At 59.0% G+C, this 19,004-nt stretch carries 16 protein-coding genes and 1 pseudogene; 11 read left to right on the forward strand and 6 right to left on the reverse strand.

The window, feature by feature from the left end:
* Positions 1-12 precede the first annotated feature (12 nt).
* The 7 genes and pseudogenes from MKleb_RS02780 to MKleb_RS29825 form a co-directional block, all read left to right on the forward strand.
* Positions 13-657: a DUF4310 family protein gene (locus tag MKleb_RS02780; RefSeq protein WP_004098076.1), complete on the forward strand. Its 645-nt coding sequence runs from the start codon at positions 13-15 to the stop codon at positions 655-657.
* Positions 658-699: 42 nt separating this feature from the next.
* A complete protein-coding gene (locus MKleb_RS02785; protein ID WP_025107447.1) occupies positions 700-1,833 on the forward strand; it encodes an amidohydrolase/deacetylase family metallohydrolase in 1,134 nt (377 codons plus the stop codon).
* Positions 1,817-2,935: a DgaE family pyridoxal phosphate-dependent ammonia lyase gene (locus tag MKleb_RS02790; protein ID WP_217076432.1), complete on the forward strand. Its 1,119-nt coding sequence runs from the start codon at positions 1,817-1,819 to the stop codon at positions 2,933-2,935. The genes MKleb_RS02785 and MKleb_RS02790 overlap by 17 nt, the downstream gene beginning before the upstream one ends.
* Positions 2,932-3,672, forward strand: a complete 741-nt coding sequence (gene dagF / locus MKleb_RS02795) for a 2-dehydro-3-deoxy-phosphogluconate aldolase (RefSeq protein WP_025107449.1) — start codon at positions 2,932-2,934, stop codon at positions 3,670-3,672. The genes MKleb_RS02790 and dagF overlap by 4 nt, the downstream gene beginning before the upstream one ends.
* An 88-nt stretch (positions 3,673-3,760) precedes the next feature.
* Positions 3,761-4,912, forward strand: a complete 1,152-nt coding sequence (locus MKleb_RS02800) for a lactonase family protein (RefSeq protein ID WP_025107450.1) — start codon at positions 3,761-3,763, stop codon at positions 4,910-4,912.
* A gap of 22 nt (positions 4,913-4,934) precedes the next feature.
* Entirely contained in the window at positions 4,935-6,845 is a 1,911-nt protein-coding gene (locus tag MKleb_RS02805; RefSeq protein WP_025107451.1) for a BglG family transcription antiterminator, read from the forward strand.
* Between the two features lie 24 nt (positions 6,846-6,869).
* Positions 6,870-6,989, forward strand: a pseudogene (locus MKleb_RS29825) (type II toxin-antitoxin system mRNA interferase toxin, RelE/StbE family); the annotation flags it as partial.
* A 7-nt stretch (positions 6,990-6,996) separates the two neighbouring features.
* On the opposite strand, the gene nrdG reads toward MKleb_RS29825, so the two are convergent.
* The 3 genes from nrdG to MKleb_RS02820 form a co-directional block, all read right to left on the reverse strand.
* The gene (gene nrdG / locus MKleb_RS02810) at positions 6,997-7,461 is read right to left on the reverse strand and encodes an anaerobic ribonucleoside-triphosphate reductase-activating protein (RefSeq protein ID WP_004098087.1); all 465 of its coding nucleotides are present in this window, start codon (positions 7,459-7,461) and stop codon (positions 6,997-6,999) included.
* Positions 7,462-7,782: 321 nt separating this feature from the next.
* The gene (gene nrdD, locus MKleb_RS02815; protein WP_025107452.1) at positions 7,783-9,921 is read right to left on the reverse strand and encodes an anaerobic ribonucleoside-triphosphate reductase; all 2,139 of its coding nucleotides are present in this window, start codon (positions 9,919-9,921) and stop codon (positions 7,783-7,785) included.
* A gap of 370 nt (positions 9,922-10,291) precedes the next feature.
* A complete protein-coding gene (locus MKleb_RS02820) occupies positions 10,292-11,035 on the reverse strand; it encodes a MurR/RpiR family transcriptional regulator (RefSeq protein ID WP_025107453.1) in 744 nt (247 codons plus the stop codon).
* Positions 11,036-11,295: 260 nt separating this feature from the next.
* Here MKleb_RS02820 and MKleb_RS02825 point away from each other — a divergent pair, with 260 nt between their 5' ends.
* The 3 genes from MKleb_RS02825 to celB all read left to right on the forward strand — a co-directional run bounded on the left by MKleb_RS02825 (position 11,296) and on the right by celB (position 14,373).
* Complete coding sequence (locus MKleb_RS02825) at positions 11,296-11,604, forward strand: PTS sugar transporter subunit IIB (protein ID WP_025107454.1); 309 nt, start codon at positions 11,296-11,298, stop codon at positions 11,602-11,604.
* 79 nt (positions 11,605-11,683) lie between these two features.
* Complete coding sequence (locus MKleb_RS02830; protein ID WP_014227663.1) at positions 11,684-12,991, forward strand: 6-phospho-beta-glucosidase; 1,308 nt, start codon at positions 11,684-11,686, stop codon at positions 12,989-12,991.
* A 26-nt stretch (positions 12,992-13,017) separates the two neighbouring features.
* Positions 13,018-14,373 carry a PTS cellobiose transporter subunit IIC gene (gene celB, locus MKleb_RS02835; RefSeq protein ID WP_025107455.1) on the forward strand — a complete coding sequence of 452 codons (1,356 nt, stop codon included), beginning with the start codon at positions 13,018-13,020 and terminating at the stop codon, positions 14,371-14,373.
* A gap of 119 nt (positions 14,374-14,492) precedes the next feature.
* Here celB and treC read toward each other — a convergent pair whose 3' ends face one another.
* The 3 genes from treC to treR all read right to left on the reverse strand — a co-directional run bounded on the left by treC (position 14,493) and on the right by treR (position 18,697).
* Positions 14,493-16,148, reverse strand: a complete 1,656-nt coding sequence (gene treC / locus MKleb_RS02840) for an alpha,alpha-phosphotrehalase (protein WP_025107456.1) — start codon at positions 16,146-16,148, stop codon at positions 14,493-14,495.
* A 54-nt stretch (positions 16,149-16,202) separates the two neighbouring features.
* Entirely contained in the window at positions 16,203-17,621 is a 1,419-nt protein-coding gene (gene treB, locus MKleb_RS02845) for a PTS trehalose transporter subunit IIBC (RefSeq protein ID WP_014227666.1), read from the reverse strand.
* Between the two features lie 128 nt (positions 17,622-17,749).
* Positions 17,750-18,697, reverse strand: coding sequence for a trehalose operon repressor TreR (gene treR / locus MKleb_RS02850; RefSeq protein WP_014227667.1), 948 nt, complete (start codon positions 18,695-18,697; stop codon positions 17,750-17,752).
* A 180-nt stretch (positions 18,698-18,877) separates the two neighbouring features.
* Between treR and mgtL the strand changes: the two genes are divergently transcribed.
* Positions 18,878-18,931: a mgtA regulatory leader peptide MgtL gene (gene mgtL, locus MKleb_RS30270; protein WP_219539102.1), complete on the forward strand. Its 54-nt coding sequence runs from the start codon at positions 18,878-18,880 to the stop codon at positions 18,929-18,931.
* The last annotated feature ends 73 nt before the right edge of the window (positions 18,932-19,004 follow it).

Raw genomic sequence — 19,004 nt, forward strand, 5'->3', positions numbered from 1 at the left:
CAGGAGCCTCTCATGGAACAAAATAAAGGTTTTTGGTATGCCGACTGGTCGTTCCCGATCTTTGTTGGCCTGCTCTCCGCCGGCGTCTTTGCCGGGACGCATATGTACTACCTCTACGGCATCGGCGCGTTTAACGAAGTCGCCTTCGTGGCGATGCTGAAAGCGGGAATTGATACCGGGGCCTACGGCGCGGTAGCGGCGTTCGGCGCCAGCTTCCTGTTCGCGCGTATTATCGAAGGCTCGCTGGTGGGGATTCTGGATATCGGCGGGGCGATTCAGACCGGCGTCGGCTTAGGCGTTCCGGCGCTGCTGCTCGGCGCGGGCTTTGTTTTCCCGGTCGCCAACTTTGCCGCCTCGCTGGTCACCGGACTGGTGCTGGGCCTCGCGATTGGCTACATCATCATCCTGGCGCGTAAATTCACCATCAACCAGAGCGATTCCACCTACGGTGCGGACGTCATGATGGGGGCCGGTAACGCCTCAGGCCGTTTCCTCGGACCGTTGATTATCCTCAGCGCCATGACCGCTTCTATTCCTATCGGCATCGGTTCCCTGGCGGGCGCGCTGCTGTTCTACATCTGGCAGAAGCCTATCACCGGCGGCGCGATCCTTGGCGCCATGCTTCTTGGGTCAATCTTCCCGGTGGCGATTAGTTAAGTCCTGCGGGCGCCTCGGCGCCCGCGTTAACAGGAGAGAGATATGTTTGATTTACTCCTGCGCCGTGCGCGCCTCGTCGACGATACCCTGACCGATATCGCCATCCGGGACGGTAAAATCGCGGCGCTTGGCGAGATTAGCGCGCCTGCGCGCAAAACCCTTGAGCTGGACGGTCGCTATTACGTCAGCGCAGGCTGGATTGACTCTCACGTTCACTGCTATCCGAACTCGCCGATTTACCATGATGAGCCGGACAGCGTGGGGGTTGCTACCGGCGTGACCACCGTGATTGACGCGGGCAGCACCGGCGCGGACGACGTGGATGATTTCTACCAGCTGACCCGCAAAGCCGCGACCGAAGTTTACGCCCTGCTTAACATCTCCCGCGTCGGGCTGATTGCCCAGAATGAACTGGCCAATATGGCGAATATCGACGCGGAGGTGGTGAAGCAGGCGGTCAACCGCTACCCGAACTTTATCGTCGGCCTGAAGGCGCGGATGAGCAGCAGCGTGGTGGGGGAAAACGGCATTACGCCGCTGGCGCGCGCAAAGGCGATTCAGCAGGAAAACGGCGGCCTGCCGCTGATGGTGCATATCGGCAACAATCCGCCCGACCTGGATGAGATCGCCGACCTGCTGACCTCCGGCGACATCATTACCCACTGCTACAACGGTAAACCCAATCGTATCCTGACGCCGTCCGGCGAGCTGAAAAGCTCGATTTCCCGCGCGCTACAGCGCGGCGTGCGCCTTGATATCGGCCACGGCACCGCCAGCTTCAGCTTCGAGGTGGCGCGGCGGGCGATTGCTATGGGCATTCTGCCGCACACCATCAGCTCCGATATTTACTGCCGCAACCGTATCGACGGCCCGGTGCGATCGCTGGCGCTGGTGATGTCGAAATTCCTCGCCATTGGCATGTCGCTGCCGCAGGTCATTGACTGCGTGACCGCCAACGCCGCTGAAGGCCTGCGTCTTAGCCACAAAGGGCGGCTGGAAGTGGGTTACGACGCCGACCTGACGCTGTTTACCCTCGCGCAGACGCCAACGGTGCTGGTGGATGCGGAAAAAGAGAGCCTTCAGACCGACAAGATTCTGCTGCCGCTTGCCGCCGTTCGCGCGGGCAAGGGCTATCTGACCGAACAAGGGAGCGCAGAAAATGCCTTCGATTTTTGAGAAATATGATTTAAAACAGGTGATTAATACCTCCGGTCGTATGACCATTCTCGGCGTCTCCACGCCACGGCCGGAAGTGGTGGACGCCGCGATGGCGGGGATGAACCAGTACTTCGAGATGAAAGATCTGGTCAATAAAACCGGCGCGTATATTGCGAAGCTGCTGGACGTGGAAGGGGCGACCGTCGTCTCCTGCGCCTCGGCGGGCATCGCCCAGTCGGTGGCGGCGGTGCTGGTAAAAGACAGCGACTGGCTGCTGGAAAACCTGCACGTGACGCCGATTGAAAACAACGAAATCGTGCTGCCTAAGGGTCATAACGTCAATTTTGGCGCGCCGGTGGGCACCATGGTGGCGCTGGGCGGCGGCAGGCTGGTGGAAGCGGGCTACGCCAATGAATGTTCCGCCGGGCAGCTGGCGGCGGCCATTACCCCGCGCACCGCGGCCATTCTGTATATCAAATCCCACCACTGCGTGCAGAAAAGCATGCTCAACGTGGCGCAGGCGGCAGCGGTGGCGCAGAGCCATAATCTGCCGCTGATTGTCGACGCGGCGGCGGAGGAAGACCTCCAGGCCTACTATCGCGCCGGCGCGGATCTGGTGATTTATAGCGGCGCGAAGGCGATCGAAGGGCCGACCAGCGGGCTGGTGATTGGCAAAACCCAATACGTTGAGTGGGTTAAACGTCAGTCGAACGGCATTGGCCGGGCGATGAAGGTGGGCAAAGAGGGGATCCTCGGCCTGACCTGCGCCATTGAGCACTATCTGACGGCGCGCAAAGAGAGCGGTGAAGAGATGGTGGCGAAGATGACGCCGTATATTCAGCAGCTCAATACGCTCGATGGCGTCACCGCGCGCGTGGTCTGGGACAGCGCCGGCCGCGATATCGCGCGGGCGGAGATCAAGTTTGATGAAGCGGTGACCGGCGTCGATACCGGCGATCTGGTCAATGCGCTGAAGCAGGGCGAATACGCCATCTACTTCCGTGGCTATAAAGCAAATGAAGGCATTATTGAAGCCGATGTCCGCAGCGTGAACGCGCAGCAGCTGGAGATTGTCTCCTGTCGCATCGCAGAAGTTTTGAACAAGGAGAAAAACGCATGAAACTGACCCCTAATTTTTATCGTGACCGCGTCTGCCTGAACGTGCTGGCGGGGAGCAAAGAGAACGCCAGCGAGATTTATGAGGCGGCGGAAGGTCATGTACTGGTGGGCGTGCTCTCCAAAAATTACCCGGACGTCGCCAGCGCGGTTGCCGATATGCGTGAATACGCGCAGCGGATTGATAACGCGCTCTCCGTGGGACTGGGCGCGGGCGACCCGAACCAGTCGGCGATGGTCAGCGAAATTTCGCGTCAGGTGCAGCCGCAGCACGTCAACCAGGTATTTACCGGCGTGGCGACCAGCCGCGCGCTGCTGGGGCAGAACGAAACCGTGGTTAACGGCCTGGTGTCGCCAACCGGTACGCCGGGAATGGTGAAGATCTCCACCGGCCCGCTCAGCAGCGGCGCGCCGGACGGCATCGTACCGCTGGAAACGGCGATTGCGCTGCTGAAAGATATGGGCGGCAGTTCGATTAAATATTTCCCGATGGGCGGGCTGAAGCATCGCGACGAGTTTATTGCGGTGGCCGAGGCCTGCGCCCATCATGATTTCTGGCTGGAGCCCACCGGCGGGATCGATCTGGAAAACTACGGCGAGATCCTGCAGATCGCGCTGGACGCAGGGGTGAGTAAAATTATCCCGCATATCTACAGTTCGATTATTGATAAAGCCAGCGGTCACACCCGCCCGGCGGACGTGCGTCAGCTGCTTTCGATCACCAAACAGTTAGTAAAATAGCGCCGATTGTCCCTCACCCCGGCCCTCTCCCCAACGGGGAGAGGGTTAGGGCGAAGGGAAACCGCCACCGAACCATCAAGGAGTCACCATGCCAACCGCTCGTCACCTGCTTGTTGCTTCACTCTCTCTGCTCGCCGCCGGCGCCGCTGCGCAAACCCAGTACGCCTGGGTCGGCACCTACAACCCCAATGGCGAAGGGCTGTATCGCTTTACCGTTGATAGCCAGACCGGGGCGCTGCGCGATAAAACGCTGGTCGGGACGCTGCCTGACCTGGCCCAGCTTACCGTCTCGGCGGATGGCAAAACCCTGTACGGCGCCAGCGAAGTGGAAAAGGGAGTGGTGCAGGCGTGGCGCATCGGCAGCAACGGTGAACTGAGCGAGCTGAATCAGGTCGCTTCCGGCGGCGCCGGGCCGGTTTATCTCTCCCTGACCCCCGATGGACGTCATCTGCTGGTGGCAAACTACGTCAGCGGCAGTATCGCCGTGCTGCCGGTGAAAGAAGATGGTAACCTGGGCGAGGCGGTGGATGTGCGTCAGGATCAAGGACCTGCAGGCGCGGAACGCCCGGCGGCAGCCGTCGAAGGCAGTTTTGCCATTAGCGATCATAACGGCCCCCACGCCCATATGATCGCCGCCGATCCCAGCGGTAAATTCGTTTACTCCACCGATCTCGGCCTGGACCGGATCTATCAGTACCGGCTGGATAACGCCACCGGGAAGCTGACGCCGAACGATCCGCCGTTTATCGCGGCCTCATCTCCCGGCGCCGGACCGCGCCACTTTGTGTTTACGCCGCAGGGCGACGGACTATGGTTGATTAACGAAGAGGCGTCGACGCTCACTTTTTATCATCTCAATAAGCAAAGCGGCCTGCTGCGCGAGGGGAAAACGGTCTCGGCGCTGCCTGCAGAGTATAAGGGCACCAGCTTTGCCGCCGGCCTGGTCCTGAGCCGCGACGGCAAGCAGCTGTACGTCGCCAACCGACTGCATAACAGTATCGCCCACTTTACGGTGCTGGCTGACGGCAGCCTGAGCCACCAGGACGATATCTGGACCCGCGGCGACTATCCGCGCACGCTGACGCTGGACAGTCAGGGGCAGTGGCTGTACGTCATGAACCAGCGTAGCGACAACATCACCCGCTTTCGTGTCGCGCCGAAGGATGGCAGGCTGACGTTCTCTCCGGACTACACCCCGGTTGGCAGCCCGTCGCAGATGGTGATATCCGCTCAACCCTGAGCCGTAAGAAAAAGGAACTGACATGCGATTTCCCCATCAACGTTTAGCGCAGCTGTTTACTCTGTTGCAAAACGAAACGCTGCCGCAGGAGGAGCTGGCGCAGCGGCTGTTGGTTTCTACTCGCACGGTACGCGCGGACATCACCGCGCTGAACGCGCTGCTGCTGCACTACGGCGCGCAGTTTATCCTCACCCGCGGCAGCGGCTATCAGCTGGTGATTCACGATCCGACGCGCTATCAGACGCTGGAAGAGAGCGCGCCGAAAGCGCAGCATATCCCGCGAACCGCGGCGGATCGCATCCACTTTTTGCTGGTGCGCTTTTTAACTTCCGCGTTTTCTATCAAGCTGGAGGATCTGGCCGATGCGTGGTTCGTCAGCCGCGCCACCTTACAGGGCGATATGGTTGACGTACGCGAGCGTTTTCAGCGTTATCAGCTCACCCTCGAGACCCGGCCGCGCCACGGCATGAAGCTGTTCGGCAGCGAGGTCTCCATTCGCGCCTGCCTGACCGATCTGCTGTGGGAGCTGAGCCAGCAGGGGCCGCTGAACCCGCTTATTGGCGAAGAGGCGTTTGACGCCAGCGTACCGACGCTGCTGGCCGGCGTGCTGCAGGAGACGTTAACCCGCCATCACGTGCGGCTGACGGATGCCGGAGAGCGCTTTATCTGCCTGTACGGCGCGGTTGCCGTGCGCCGCGTGAGCGAAGGGTATCCGCTGGCCGATTTTAGCGCCGAAGATGTGGCGCAAAACGTACGCGACGCCGCACGCGAGCTGGCAAACACGATGCAGCAGCTGGCGGGCAAACTGCTTGCTCCGGCGGAAGAGGAGTGGCTGTGCGTCCACCTTGCCGCCCGCCAGGTGCAGGACGTCGATCCGGGCACCATCAGCGCCGACGACGACGAAGCGCTGGTGAACTACATCCTGCGCTATATCAATCAGCAATATAACTACAATCTGCTGGACGATGCCCAGCTGCATGCGGATTTACTGACTCATATTAAGACCATGATCACCCGCGTGCGCTACCAGATAATGATCCCCAACCCGCTTCTGGAAAATATCAAACAGCACTACCCCATGGCGTGGGACATGACCCTGGCGGCGGTATCGAGCTGGGGGAAATATACTCCCTACGCCATCAGCGAAAACGAGATCGGCTTTCTGGTGCTGCATATCGGCGTCGGGCTGGAGCGCCATTACAATATCGGCTATCAGCGTCAGCCGCAGGTGCTGCTGGTCTGCGATACCAGCAACGCGATGGTGCGGATGATTGAAGCCATTCTTCAGCGTAAGTATCCGCAGCTGGAAATTGCCGCCACCCTTTCGCAACGCGAATATGAACAGCGGGAAGAGATCGCGGAAGATTTTGTCATTTCCACCGTGCGCATCAGCGAGAAAGAGAAGCCGGTGGTCACCATTGCGCCGTTTCCTACCGACTACCAGCTCGACCAAATTGGCAAGCTGGTGCTGGTGGACCGCACGCGTCCCTGGATGCTGAATAAGTATTTTGATGAGGCCCACTTCCAGGTGATAGATACCCCGATGGATCAGCAGGCGCTGTTTGCCACGTTGTGCCAGCAGCTGCAGCAGGAGGGGTTTGTCGGAGCGGAGTTTCATGGGTCGGTGGTGGAGCGTGAGGCTATCGTCAGCACCATGCTCGGCGACGGGATCGCGCTGCCTCACGCCCTCGGCCTGCTGGCGAAAAAGACCGTGGTCTATACGGTTATCGCCCCGCACGGTATCGCCTGGGGCGACGAAACCGCGCATATCATCTTCCTGCTCGCCATCAGTAAAAGCGAGTATGAAGAGGCGATGGCGATCTACGATATTTTCGTCACCTTCCTGCGCGAACGCGCTATGACCCGCCTTGCCGCCACCCGCAGTTTTGCTGAGTTTAAAGCGGTGGCCATGGAGTGCGTCAGCCGGTTTTGAGATGCGCAGCCAGAGTTCGAGCCGCGCGCTTCGGGATATCGACGGGTATATCAGGTTCGGGATGAGGTGGTGAGGGTTTATGTTATTGCTGTGGGAAAACGAGAGAAATTAGCCGTCTATCGGAACGTCCATAAACGGCTGTAGCGGGAGGCTATCTCAGGTGATGTACAACCTGGTTGCTGCTGCCGCGCCAGATCAGCGCCGGGTCTTTTAAGTCCTGCACAAATTTGCCATCAACCAGCACGTTGATGAGATCCACCACCTGCATCTGCGCGGCGTTAAGTTCGGAAAGCCTGTAGCCGGTCCACACCCAGATATCTTTGCCGGGGCACTCGGCGCGAACGCGCTGCACCAGCTTAAGGATCTCCGGGACGTTCTGCGGATGCAGCGGGTCGCCGCCGGAAAGCGTGATTCCCTGGCGCTTAACGCGGGTATCGTTGAGGTCAGCAATAATGCGGTCGGCCATCTCGGCGGTGAACGGCATGCCGGAGTTTAGCCGCCAGGTGCTCTTGTTATAGCAGCCGGGGCACTCGTGAACGCAGCCGGAAACGAACAGGGTGCAGCGAGTGCCCGGACCGTTAACAATATCTACCGGGTAGTACTGATGGTAATTCATTGTTTCCTCTTCTCATTTGACGCTGTAGCGGCGTTGGCTGCGCTCGTGCGCCCAGGTCACTTACTACAGTAAGCTCCCCGGGACTTGCTCGCTTGCCGCCTTGCTCTGACGCGAATTGCTTTGCGAAAACGGAGGGGCTTTGCATTTGTAAAGGGAACGGCTCCCGGCGTCGCTGCGCTCGGCCGGGCTACGAAGAGCCGCATACGCGGTTGTAGCCCGGATAAGGCGCTTTGCGCCGCGATCCGGGAACGGCTCGAGTGGCCGGCCGGTCCCCTCTCCCGGCAGGGGAGAGGATTAGGGGAGGGGCTAAACCACCTGGAATTAACCGATCTGCCCGTTGCCCAGGTGCTTAACCCGGCGCTTCACTTCTTCCTGCTTGCCGGCGTTGAACGGACGGGCGTCCGGGCTCCCGAGATAGCCGCACACGCGGCGGGTTACCGACACGCGGGAGGCATCGTGGTTGCCGCATTTCGGGCAGGTGAAGCCTTTGCTGGTGCATTCGAACTCACCGGTAAAGCCGCACTCGTAGCATTCGTCGATCGGCGTATTGGTCCCGTAATAGGGCACGTGCTGATAGCTGTAATCCCACACGTCTTCCAGCGCTCTCAGGTTGTGCTGAATATTCGGGTACTCGCCGTAGCAAATAAAGCCCCCGTTAGCCAGCGGCGGATAAGGCGCTTCAAAATCGATTTTATCGTACGGGTTCACCTTCTTCTCTACGTCAAGGTGGAAGCTGTTGGTGTAATACCCTTTATCGGTTACGCCTTCGATCACGCCGAACTCAGCGGTATCCAGACGGCAGAAGCGGTCGCAGAGGTTTTCGCTCGGCGTGCTGTACAGGCTAAAGCCGTAGCCCGTCTCGTCTTTCCACTGGTCTACCGCTTCGCGCAGGCGCTGAACGATGGCGATGCCTTTCTCACGCAGCGCTTCGCTATCGTACATATGCTTGTTGCCGAACAGCGCGTTGATGGTTTCATGAATGCCGATATAGCCCAGCGAAATCGACGCGCGGCCGTTTTTGAAAATCTCAGAGACGTCGTCGTCCGCTTTCAGACGCACGCCGCAGGCGCCTTCCATATACAGAATCGGCGCCACGCGAGCCTTCACTCCTTCCAGACGAGCGATGCGGGTCATCAGCGCTTTACGCGCCAGCTGCAGGCGTTCGTCGAGAAGTTTCCAGAACTCAGTCTCGTCGCCACGGGCTTCCAGCGCGATGCGCGGCAGGTTGAGGCTGATAACGCCGAGGTTGTTGCGGCCATCGTGCACCTGTTCGCCGTCCTCGTTTTCCCACACGCCGAGGAAGCTGCGGCAGCCCATCGGGGTTTTGAACGAGCCGGTCACCTTCACGACCTGATCGTAGTTGAGGATATCCGGATACATGCGCTTGCTCGCGCACTCCAGCGCCAGCTGCTTAATATCGTAGTTCGCATCGCCAAACTTGTGGTTCAGACCGTCGCGAATGGCGAAGACCAGCTTCGGGAATACCGCCGTTTTACGGTTTTTACCGAGTCCCGCAATGCGGTTGCGCAGAATGGACTGCTGAATCAGACGCGATTCCCAACTGGTGCCGAGGCCGAAACCGAAGGTCACGAACGGCGTTTGACCGTTAGCGGTATGCAGGGTGTTCACTTCATATTCCAGCGACTGGAAGGCGTCGTAGCACTCTTTCTCGGTGCGGGAACGGGCGTAGCCTTCGGCGTCGGGGATGTGCCACTCTTCGGCAATTTTACGGTGCTTATTGAAGCTTTCGGTAACAAACGGCGCCAGCACTTCGTCGATGCGGTTGATGGTCGTACCGCCATAAATATGGCTGGCGACCTGAGCGATAATCTGCGCCGTCACCGCGGTAGCGGTAGAGATCGACTTCGGCGGCTCAATCTCGGCGTTGCCCATTTTAAATCCCTGGGTCAGCATGCCTTTAAGATCGATCAGCATACAGTTGAACATCGGGAAGAACGGGGAGTAGTCGAGATCGTGATAGTGGATCACGCCGCGCTCGTGGGCCATGACCACGTCATGCGGCAGCAGGTGCTGGCGCGCGTAGTGCTTGGCGACGATGCCCGCTAGCAGATCGCGCTGGGTAGGGATGACTTTACTGTCTTTGTTGGCGTTCTCGTTGAGTAACGCCGAGTTGGTCTGCTCAACCAGGCCGCGAATTTCCTGGTTCAGACGACCGCGCTTTTCACGTTGGCTATCGCGGTCGTGGCGATATTCAATGTAGGCGCGCGCCAGCTGCTTGTAGGGACCGGACATCAGCTGGTTCTCAACGGCGGTCTGGATCTCGCTGATATCCACCTGGGCGCGGCCCTGCATTTGCTGGCTAACGACTTCTGCGACGGTGGCGCAATAGTCTGCGTCATCGACTCCCGCTGCTTTAGCTGCACGTAGAATTGCTTCATTAATGCGCTCTGACTTGAACGGCACTTTACAGCCATCGCGTTTCATCACATGCGGTGTCATGATCACTCCATAATTTTTTACAGAACAGGTTATCCACAGAGGCGGAAGGTCAACCGAAGTCCCGGGGCGCTGTAGCTGCCGCCGTTTCCCTCCGATCCCGGCCCTTTTTATCCACATCCCATCACCGCCTGAGTACGATGGGTGTGGTGACATAATAGACTATTAATACAATATGTGGGGCCGGGACGCATTTTAAGTTCTATATGTAGTGCTTTGCATCAAAGATGTTTGCAATTTTATTGATGCAGAACAAAGTAAAAAGAGGAGAGCAGGAATGATGGGCGCTTGCGCTTAATGTAAATTTATCCGCTTATAAAATAAGCAAAAATGGGGCCTGAACGCAGGAAATTCAGGCCCGAAAGGAATAACGTCAGGCGAGCAGCGCGTCGTTAAGCAGGTCAACCAGCAGCAGCAGGGCGTAACGCGCGGCCTGCGCATTCTCAGGCAGGGGCAGCAGCGCGGAGGCCATATTGCTCAACGCGTGGTTGACGGGGGTGAGGGCGAAAATTGTCGCTTCCTGTACCCGGGCCAGCAGGGTCGCGCCCTGCAAAATCGCGTCGGCCTCGCCGGTTGCCAGCACCAGCAGGAGATGATCGTCGCTGAGGGTACTGGCGATCATCCGCATCAGGGCGCTGTCCTGGCAGAGATTCATCACGATCCCGATGGAGAGCAGCTGGTGCTGAAGCAGCGTCGCCAGCGCGATGTCCTGTGCGCCGAGGGCGAAACAGTGTACGGCGCGGGCATTTTGCAGGCGCGTGCGCAGCTTTTGCAGCGTTGATTCGGGCGTGCTCACCAGCTGCTGCTCAAGATGTGTGCTAATCAGGCTTAATTTGTCGCGCCACGCGACGGGCAGCGCGGCGCTCTCCTCGTTAAGCCAGCTGGTACGACGTTCGCAAGCCTGCGCCAGCTGCTTTCGCAAATCACGAATATCCTCGCAGCCGACGGAGCGGGCAAAGCGGGTAATTGTGGCTGCGCTCACGCCAGCGCGCACCGCCAGTTCATCAATCGAAGCGCTGGCGGTAAAACTTAAATTCTGCAGAATAAATGCCGCGACTCTTGATTCCTGAGCGCTAAAGCGAGTCATGCCTTCCTGTAACTGTCCTACGATATCCATGCTTTCAGCCTCTTTCTCCGCCACCGCCTGATTGAAAATATTTTTCAAGTAATGAGGGCTTTTTATACCACGCAATCACGCACAATGCCTGAGATTATTGCCGATTTCGCTTTTATGCCGGAGTAAAGAGGTGAAAAATAACGCTTCGATCACGTACGTGAAAAAAATTTTCATATAGCCTTCACCCATACCAGCACCTCGTCTTATAGTCGATGGTGTCTGTTTAGCGCTCGCTTACGCCAAATCCATTGGGAGGAATTATGCCACGTATCGTCCTGTGCTGCGCCGCCGGAATGTCCACCAGCATGCTGGTTAACAAAATGAAGGTCGAGGCGCAGCAGCGCGCTCTGGGGCTGGAGATTTACGCCGTACCCGTCGCCGAGTTTGAGCGCGAGTTGCCCAATGCCGACGTGATCTTACTGGGGCCTCAGGTGAAGTATGAAGCGGCCCGATTGACGGAGCTTGCTGCACCGCACGGGAAAGCCGTGGCGGTGATCGACATGGCGGATTACGGCATGATGCGCGGGGCCGCCGTCCTCGATAAAGCGCTCGCTCTGCTGAACTCCTAACCCTTTCCCATCAACGCGTTCATTTCGCAACGCCGCTGCGGCCTTGCGCGGGGATCTGTACGCCAAAAATGAGGCCACTATGCAAACATTGAAAATTGCCGTCATCGGCGGCGGCAGCAGCTATACGCCGGAACTTATCGAAGGCATTATCCTTCGCCATCAGCAGATTCCGGTCACGGAACTGGCGCTGGTGGATGTCGAAGCCGGGCGCGAGAAAGTGGCGATTATCGCCGCGCTGACCCAGCGTATGCTAAAGCGCCATGGCCTCGAACAGGTGAAGGTCAGCGTGCATTTCGGCCTCGATGAGGCCATTCGCGGCGCTCAATTCGTGCTGACCCAGCTGCGGGTTGGGCAGCTGGCGGCGCGGGCGGCGGATGAGCGGTTGGGGCTGAAGTACCATCTGCTGGGTCAGGAAACCACCGGCGTCGGCGGCTTTGCCAAAGCGCTGCGCACGATTCCGGTGATTTTACAGGTTGCTCGCAAGGTGGAAGCGCTGGCGCCCGACGCCTTTATCCTTAATTTTACCAATCCGGCAGGGATCGTGACGGAGGCGGTGAGCCGCTACAGCAGCGCGAAAATCATCGGCCTGTGCAACGTGCCCATCAATATGCAGCACATGATTGCCGGAATGCTGGACGCAAAAGAAGAGGAGGTCCGGCTGAGCTTCGCCGGGCTGAATCATATGGTCTGGGTACACAAGGTGATGCAGGGGCGGGAAGAGGTGACCAGTAAGGTCATCGACATGCTGTGTGACGGTCAATCGCTCTCGATGAACAATATTCAATCGCTGCCGTGGCCGGCGGAGTTTCTGCGGGCCCTGAAGGCCATCCCCTGTCCCTATCATCGCTATTTCTGGCTGACGCCGGCGATGCTGGCGGAAGAGATTGAGGCGGCCAAAACCAAAGGCACCCGCGCGGAACAGGTGATGAAGGTGGAACAGGAGCTGTTTGATATCTATGCCCGGCCCGAGCTGGATGAAAAGCCCGAACAGCTGAGCTTCCGCGGCGGGGCGTACTACTCCGAAGTGGCGGTGGAGCTGATTAACGCCATCTACAACAATCTTGGCAAAGAGATGGTCGTCAACACCCGCAACAACGGCGCGATTCAAGGCTTCGATGATGATGCGGTGGTGGAAATTAACAGCATTATTGACGCGCAGGGCGCACGACCGCTGGCCTTTGGCGCGCTGCCGCCGATCATGAACGGTCTGACGCAGCAGGTGAAAGCCTTCGAGCGCTTGACGATTGAGGCCGCGGTCCACGGCTGCCGGGATAGCGCGCTGCTGGCGCTGGTGAGTAACCCGCTGGTCGGGAATGTGACCGATGCCCGGGCGCTGCTTGATGAGGTGTTAACCATCAACCGCCCCTGGTTAACGCAGTTTAACTAAACTTTTCCGCCTTCGGGGATACCACTATGTCTCGTACTTCATTTATTGAACGCTATGTCATGCCCGCCGCGCTGAAAATCGGCGGTCAGAAGCATGTCCTGTCGGTACGCGACGGCATTATTCTCAATATGCCGTTTATGCTGATTGGCTCGTTTTTCCTGATATTCGCCTACCTGCCGATTCCCGGCTACGGTGAGATGATGACCAGCGTGTTTGGCGATGCCTGGCGCGATAAGATGCTGTACCCGGTCAAAGCGACCTATGACATCATGGCGCTGCTCTCCGCGTTCGGCATTGCCTACCGGCTGGCGGAAAAATATCGCACCCTGGACCCGCTCAGCGCCGGGGCGATGTCGCTGGTGGCGTTTGTGATGACGATCCCCCAGGCGACGCTCTTTACGCCGGCAGACGGTTCGGCGGCGCAGCTTGTCAAAGGCGTGCTGCCGGTGGGGATGATTGGCAGCCAGGGGCTGTTTGTGGCGATTGTGATTTCGCTGCTTTCCACGGAGATCTACCGCCTGGTGGCCAGCCGTAATCTGGTGATCCGCATGCCGGAGGGCGTACCGCCCGCGGTGGCGAAATCTTTTCTCGCCCTGATCCCCGGCTTCTGCGTGCTGGCCGTGGTGCTGGCGCTGCGCCTGATCGTTGAAGCTTCGCCGTTCGGCGATATCAATAGCATGATTACCACCCTTATCGGTATTCCCATGTCGCACGTCGGCGGTTCGCTGCCGGGGATGATTATCTCGGTGATCCTGATTGGTATCCTGTGGACCCTGGGGCTGCACGGCGACACCATTGTGCTGGTGTTTATTCGCCCGGTCTGGCTGTCGAATATGTCGGAAAACCTGGAAGCGTTTCAGAATGGGCTGCCGATCCCGCATATCATCACCCAGCAGTTTTATGACCTGTGGATTGCGCCCGGCGGTACCGGGGCGCTGTTAGGACTGGTGATTTTTATGCTGCTGCGCAGCCGTAGCCAGCAGATGAAACAGCTGGGGAAAATCGCCGCGCCGGGAGCGCTGTTCAATATCAGCGAGCCGATGGTATTCGGCATTCCGCTGGTGATGAACCCGTACTTCTTCCTGCCGTTTATTTTGACGCCGGTCCTGCTGGTGATTGTCTCGTATACCGCGATGGCCACCGGGCTGGTGATGAAGCCGGCGGGGATTGCGCTGCCGTTTACCACGCCTATTTTTATGAGCGGCTATCTGGCGACGGGAGGGCACATTTCCGGCGCGGTGCTGCAGGTGGTGAACCTGGCGATCTCGCTGGTGATCTACTATCCGTTCTTCCGGGCATGGGATCGCCTGAAGGCGAAAGAAGAGCAGGCGTCCGCGCAGCCGGAAGCCAGCGCGACGCTGTCTGCGGCCGATCGTATTTAAAGCATATTCCCGGAGGCGGCGCTTGACGCGCCTGTCCGGGCTACCGGCTCGCAGAAGAGGGTGAACCTGTAGCCCGGGTAAGCGCAGCGCGACCCGGGACTCTCATCGTAAGCCGTGGGTTACTCCTGCAGCCACCATACCGCTTCAAACGGACGCAGGGTCATATCGGCAGGGCGGTTCGCCGCCTCCGCGTAGTTGCTCATCAGCATCCGCCAGTCGCCGCTCATCGCTTCCGGCTGCCAGCGCTGGAACTCGCGGCTCAGGTTCGCCACGACCACCAGGGTTTGCCCCTGCCACTGACGGCGATAGCACCACAGCGACGGATGTTCCGGCAGCAGATCCTGATAGTCGCCCCAGGTCAGCACCGGTGTGCTCTTGCGCAGCGTAATCAGCTGCTGATAGGCATAAAACACCGACTCCGGGTCCGCCAGCGCCGCCTCGGCGTTAATCTCGCGATAGTTATCGCATAGCGCAATCCACGGCTCGCCGGCGGTGAATCCGCCGCCCTCACCGCTGTTCCACTGCATGGGCGTGCGGCTGTTATCGCGCGATTTGCTGGCCAGAATCGCCAACAGTTCATCCGCATCCCGGCCCTGCGCCGCGCGTTCGATAAACATGTTGTGGCTCTCAACGTCGCGATAATCGGTGATGCGCGTAAAGTGCGGGTTGGTCATGCCAATCTCTTCGCCCTGATAGATATAGGGCGTGCCCTGCATGCCGTGCAGCACCATCGCCAGCATTTTCGCCGCCGGGACGCGGTACTCCCCCTCGTCGCCGAAGCGGGAGACGATGCGCGGCTGGTCGTGATTACACCAGAACAGCGCGTTCCACGCGCGATTGTGCATCCCCTGCTGCCAGTGCCTGAACAGCGATTTCAAGGCTACAAAATCCGGGCGCGCCAGCGTCCACTTCTCGCCGCCGGGATAGTCCACCTTCAGATGGTGGAAGTTAAAGGTCATCGATAGCTCGCTGCCGTCGAGCGCCGCGTACTTCTGGCAATGCTCAAGCGTGGTGGAGGACATTTCGCCCACCGTCATCAGGTTGCGCGGGGTAAAGACATCGCGGCTCATCTCCTGCAAAAATTCGTGCGCTCGCGGACCATCGGTATAGAAGCGCCGGCCGTCGCCCGCGGTATCTGACGGGAAGGTCTGGTCTTTGGAGATAACATTGATCACGTCGAGGCGCAGGCCGTCGACGCCGCGATCGGCCCAGAATTCGCAGACTTTTTTCAGCTCCGCGCGCACCGCCGGATTTTCCCAGTTCAGATCCGCCTGCTCGACGGCGTACAGATGCAGATAGTACTGCTCGCTTTCGGCGTGCCACTGCCAGGCGTTGCCGCCAAACTTAGATTGCCAGTTGTTCGGCGGCGTGGTCGGTTCGCCGTCGCGCCAGATATAGAACTGACGATACGGGCTCTCTTTGTTGAGCGCTTCGCGGAACCAGGCGTGCTCGGTCGACGTGTGGTTCAGCACCATATCCAGCACGATACGAATTCCTCGCGCCTTCGCCTGGGCCACCAGCTCGTCGAAATCGTCGAGCGTGCCGTAGGCGGGATCGATAGCGGTATAGTTGGCCACATCGTAGCCGTTATCCACCTGCGGCGAGACGTAAAACGGCGTCAGCCAGATAGCGTCAACGCCGAGCTTTTGCAGATAGTCGAGGCGGGAGGTCACGCCGCGCAAATCGCCGGTGCCGGTCCCGGTGGTGTCCTGGAAACTCTTTGGATAGATTTGATAAATAACGCCGTTTTGCCACCAGAGGGGAAGGGTATTCATATTGCGTTCCTGCTACAAAAAAGGGGGGCGACAGCGCGCCCCGAAAATAAGACGTCAGACAATCTGTAAGGTGCCCTGGCGGAATTTGCGCTGGTAAACAACCGTTGTCAGGACAATCGGCACGACCACGGCGATAGCCATCGCCAGCGCGTAAACCTGCCAGTAGGTTGGCTGAATGGAGAGGATACCCGGCAGGCCGCCGACGCCGATGCCGTTGGCCATCACGCCGTTCAGTCCGCACAGCAGCCCGGCAAGACCGGAGCCGACCATCGCGCAGAGCATCGGGAAGCGGTATTTCAGGTTGATACCGTACATGGCCGGTTCCGTCACGCCGAGGTAGGCGGAAATGGCCGCCGGAACGGAGATTTCGCGTTCGTTCTGTTTACGGCTGGCGATGATGATACCCACCACCGCCGATGCCTGGGCGATGTTGGACAGCGCGATCAGCGGCCAGACCGGCGTACCGCCCATGCTTTGAATCATCTGCATATCGATGGCGAGCGTGGTCTGATGGACCCCGGTAATCACCAGCGGCGCGTACAGGAAGCCGAACAGCGCGGCACCAATCGGCGCGAAGCTGCCGGTTAACAGATGACGCACGGCCCAGGCCACGCCGTCGCCAATCATGCGGCCAACCGGGCCGATAAAGGCGTGGGCGAGAAAGACCGCCAGGATCAGCGAACAGACCGGCACGATCACCAGATAGAGGTAGTCAGGCACGATGCGTTTCAGCCGCGTTTCGATAAAGCCGAGCGCCAGCCCCGCCATCAAGGCCGGGATCACCTGCGCCTGGTAGCCGACTTTCTCAATGGTGAACAGGCCGAAGTTCCATACTTCCGGCACCTGCTGGCCCAGCAGGTAGGCATTCATCAGCTGCGGAGAAACTAACGTAACGCCCAGCACGATACCGAGGATTGGCGTGCCGCCCATTTTCTTTACCGCGGACCAGCAGATACCCACCGGCAGGTAGAAGAAGATCGCCTCGCCAATCAGCCACAGGAAGTCATAAAGGGTTTTCAGCGACGGGTGCATCTGCGCCAGCGTCTGGCCGTTGCTCATCGGCAGATCGCCGATCACGTTGCGGAAGCCTAAGATCAGACCGCCGCTGATCAGCGCAGGCAGCAGCGGGAAGAAGATCTCCGCGAAGTGTGAAATGAGCTGTTCATGCCACTTCATATTCTGCCGCGCGGCTTTCTTGGCTTGTTCTTTATCGGCGCTGGCCTGGCCGGTGGTCGCCAGCAGCGCTTTATAGTAGTCGCCAACCTCGGTACCGATCACCACCTGGAACTGACCGGCGTTGGTAAAGCAGCCCTTCACCATGCGGAGCTGTTCAATTTCTTTCGGTTTGGCAATGGCTGGATTATTCAGCACAAAGCGCAGACGGGTAATACAGTGGCTGACGGTGGCGATATTGTCGCGCCCGCCCACCAGTTCGATAAGTTTATCGATGTCCTGCTGATTCACTTTACTCATGATGAGGCCTCATGACCGAGGGGAGAGGTTGCATTTAACTTGCATTGGATCCTACTCGCTCCGCTTGAATTGCAAAATGGGAACGTTCCCGAAACCCAGCGAAGATCACATAAATCGTTAAGACAGGCTTAATTCAGTACGGCGGGAATCACGATTTGACGGGGTTCACGGTTTCCGGCGATCTGCTCGATCAGCTGCTGCGCCGCCTGGCGTCCGGACTCGGCGTAGCCGGGATCGACCGTCAGGATCTCCGGGTGGAGAAACTTCATCAGCGGCGTGCTGCCGACGCTGGCGAGCTGGAGACGATCGATTCCCTGCTGCTGGAGATATTTGCTGGCTCCCAGCGCGAGGGTATCGGTGGCGCAGACCAGCGCGCTGGTTTCAGCCGACAGCACGCCGGCGACGTTTTCATACCCCTGCTTCATGCCCAGGCCCGGCAGCGCGGCGAGGGGCGTGAGGTGTTTTTTCTGGCAGAAATCGAGGTAGGCCTGGTGGCGGCGCTGCCCGGTGGTGATGTCGCTGTGCGGCACGCCGAGGAAACTGATGTGGCGATGCCCGCGATCGTACAGGCGCTGCATCAGCATCCTGATCGATCCTTCATCGTCATAGCAGACGGAGGCGATGCCCGGCGCGTCGCGGGCCAGCAGCACCAGCGTCTCTCGCCACGGGGTGAGCATCTCTTCATGGATGCCGGTGAAACCAAACAGCACCACGCCGTCGATATTGCGCCGGGCGAGCATGCCGAGATGCTCCTCGACCAGCGCCGGGGAGAACTGGCTCTCCATCATAATCGGATCGTAGCCCTGAGCGTAAAAGGCGGGAAGCATGGTCTGTACGGCGAGGTTTTCCGACAGCGAATCCAGACGGGTGACGATGATCGCCACCACTTTATCGCTCTGGCCGCGCATCGCCCTGGCGGAACGTGAGGGCGAAAACCCGTGCTGCTGCATCACCGCTTCAACGCGCTCACGCGTGCGTTCGCTGACGCCGCTTTCGTTGTTAAGCACGCGCGATACCGTCGATTTCCCGACGCCGCTTAAGCGTGCGATATCTTTGATGGTCAGCCGGTTTTGCATGCAGGGTTCTCGTTGTGGTCCGCTTAAAGTGAGCCTAATGCTACTCAACGAAACCACAATGAGCAAAGTCTGGTTTACGTCTGGTTTAGTTGCCCGGGGGTATTATCGCCATAATAGCCACAAATAGATTATCGGCGACGGTATAATTCGCGCCGTTTGTATTCATTTACCGGAGATTTTATGGACCCCGATCCCACTCCTCATCCTCGATGGAGCCCCCTTTTTTTCCGGTAAATCTGCGTAGCGCTGCTTTACCGGAAGCGTAAAGCAGCGATGTCTTTGACGTCCCTGCCATAAAAATAACATG

Origin of the sequence: Klebsiella sp. PL-2018, assembly GCF_019048985.1 — a bacterium.
In the GTDB taxonomy this organism is placed as follows: Bacteria; Pseudomonadota; Gammaproteobacteria; order Enterobacterales; family Enterobacteriaceae; genus Klebsiella; species Klebsiella michiganensis.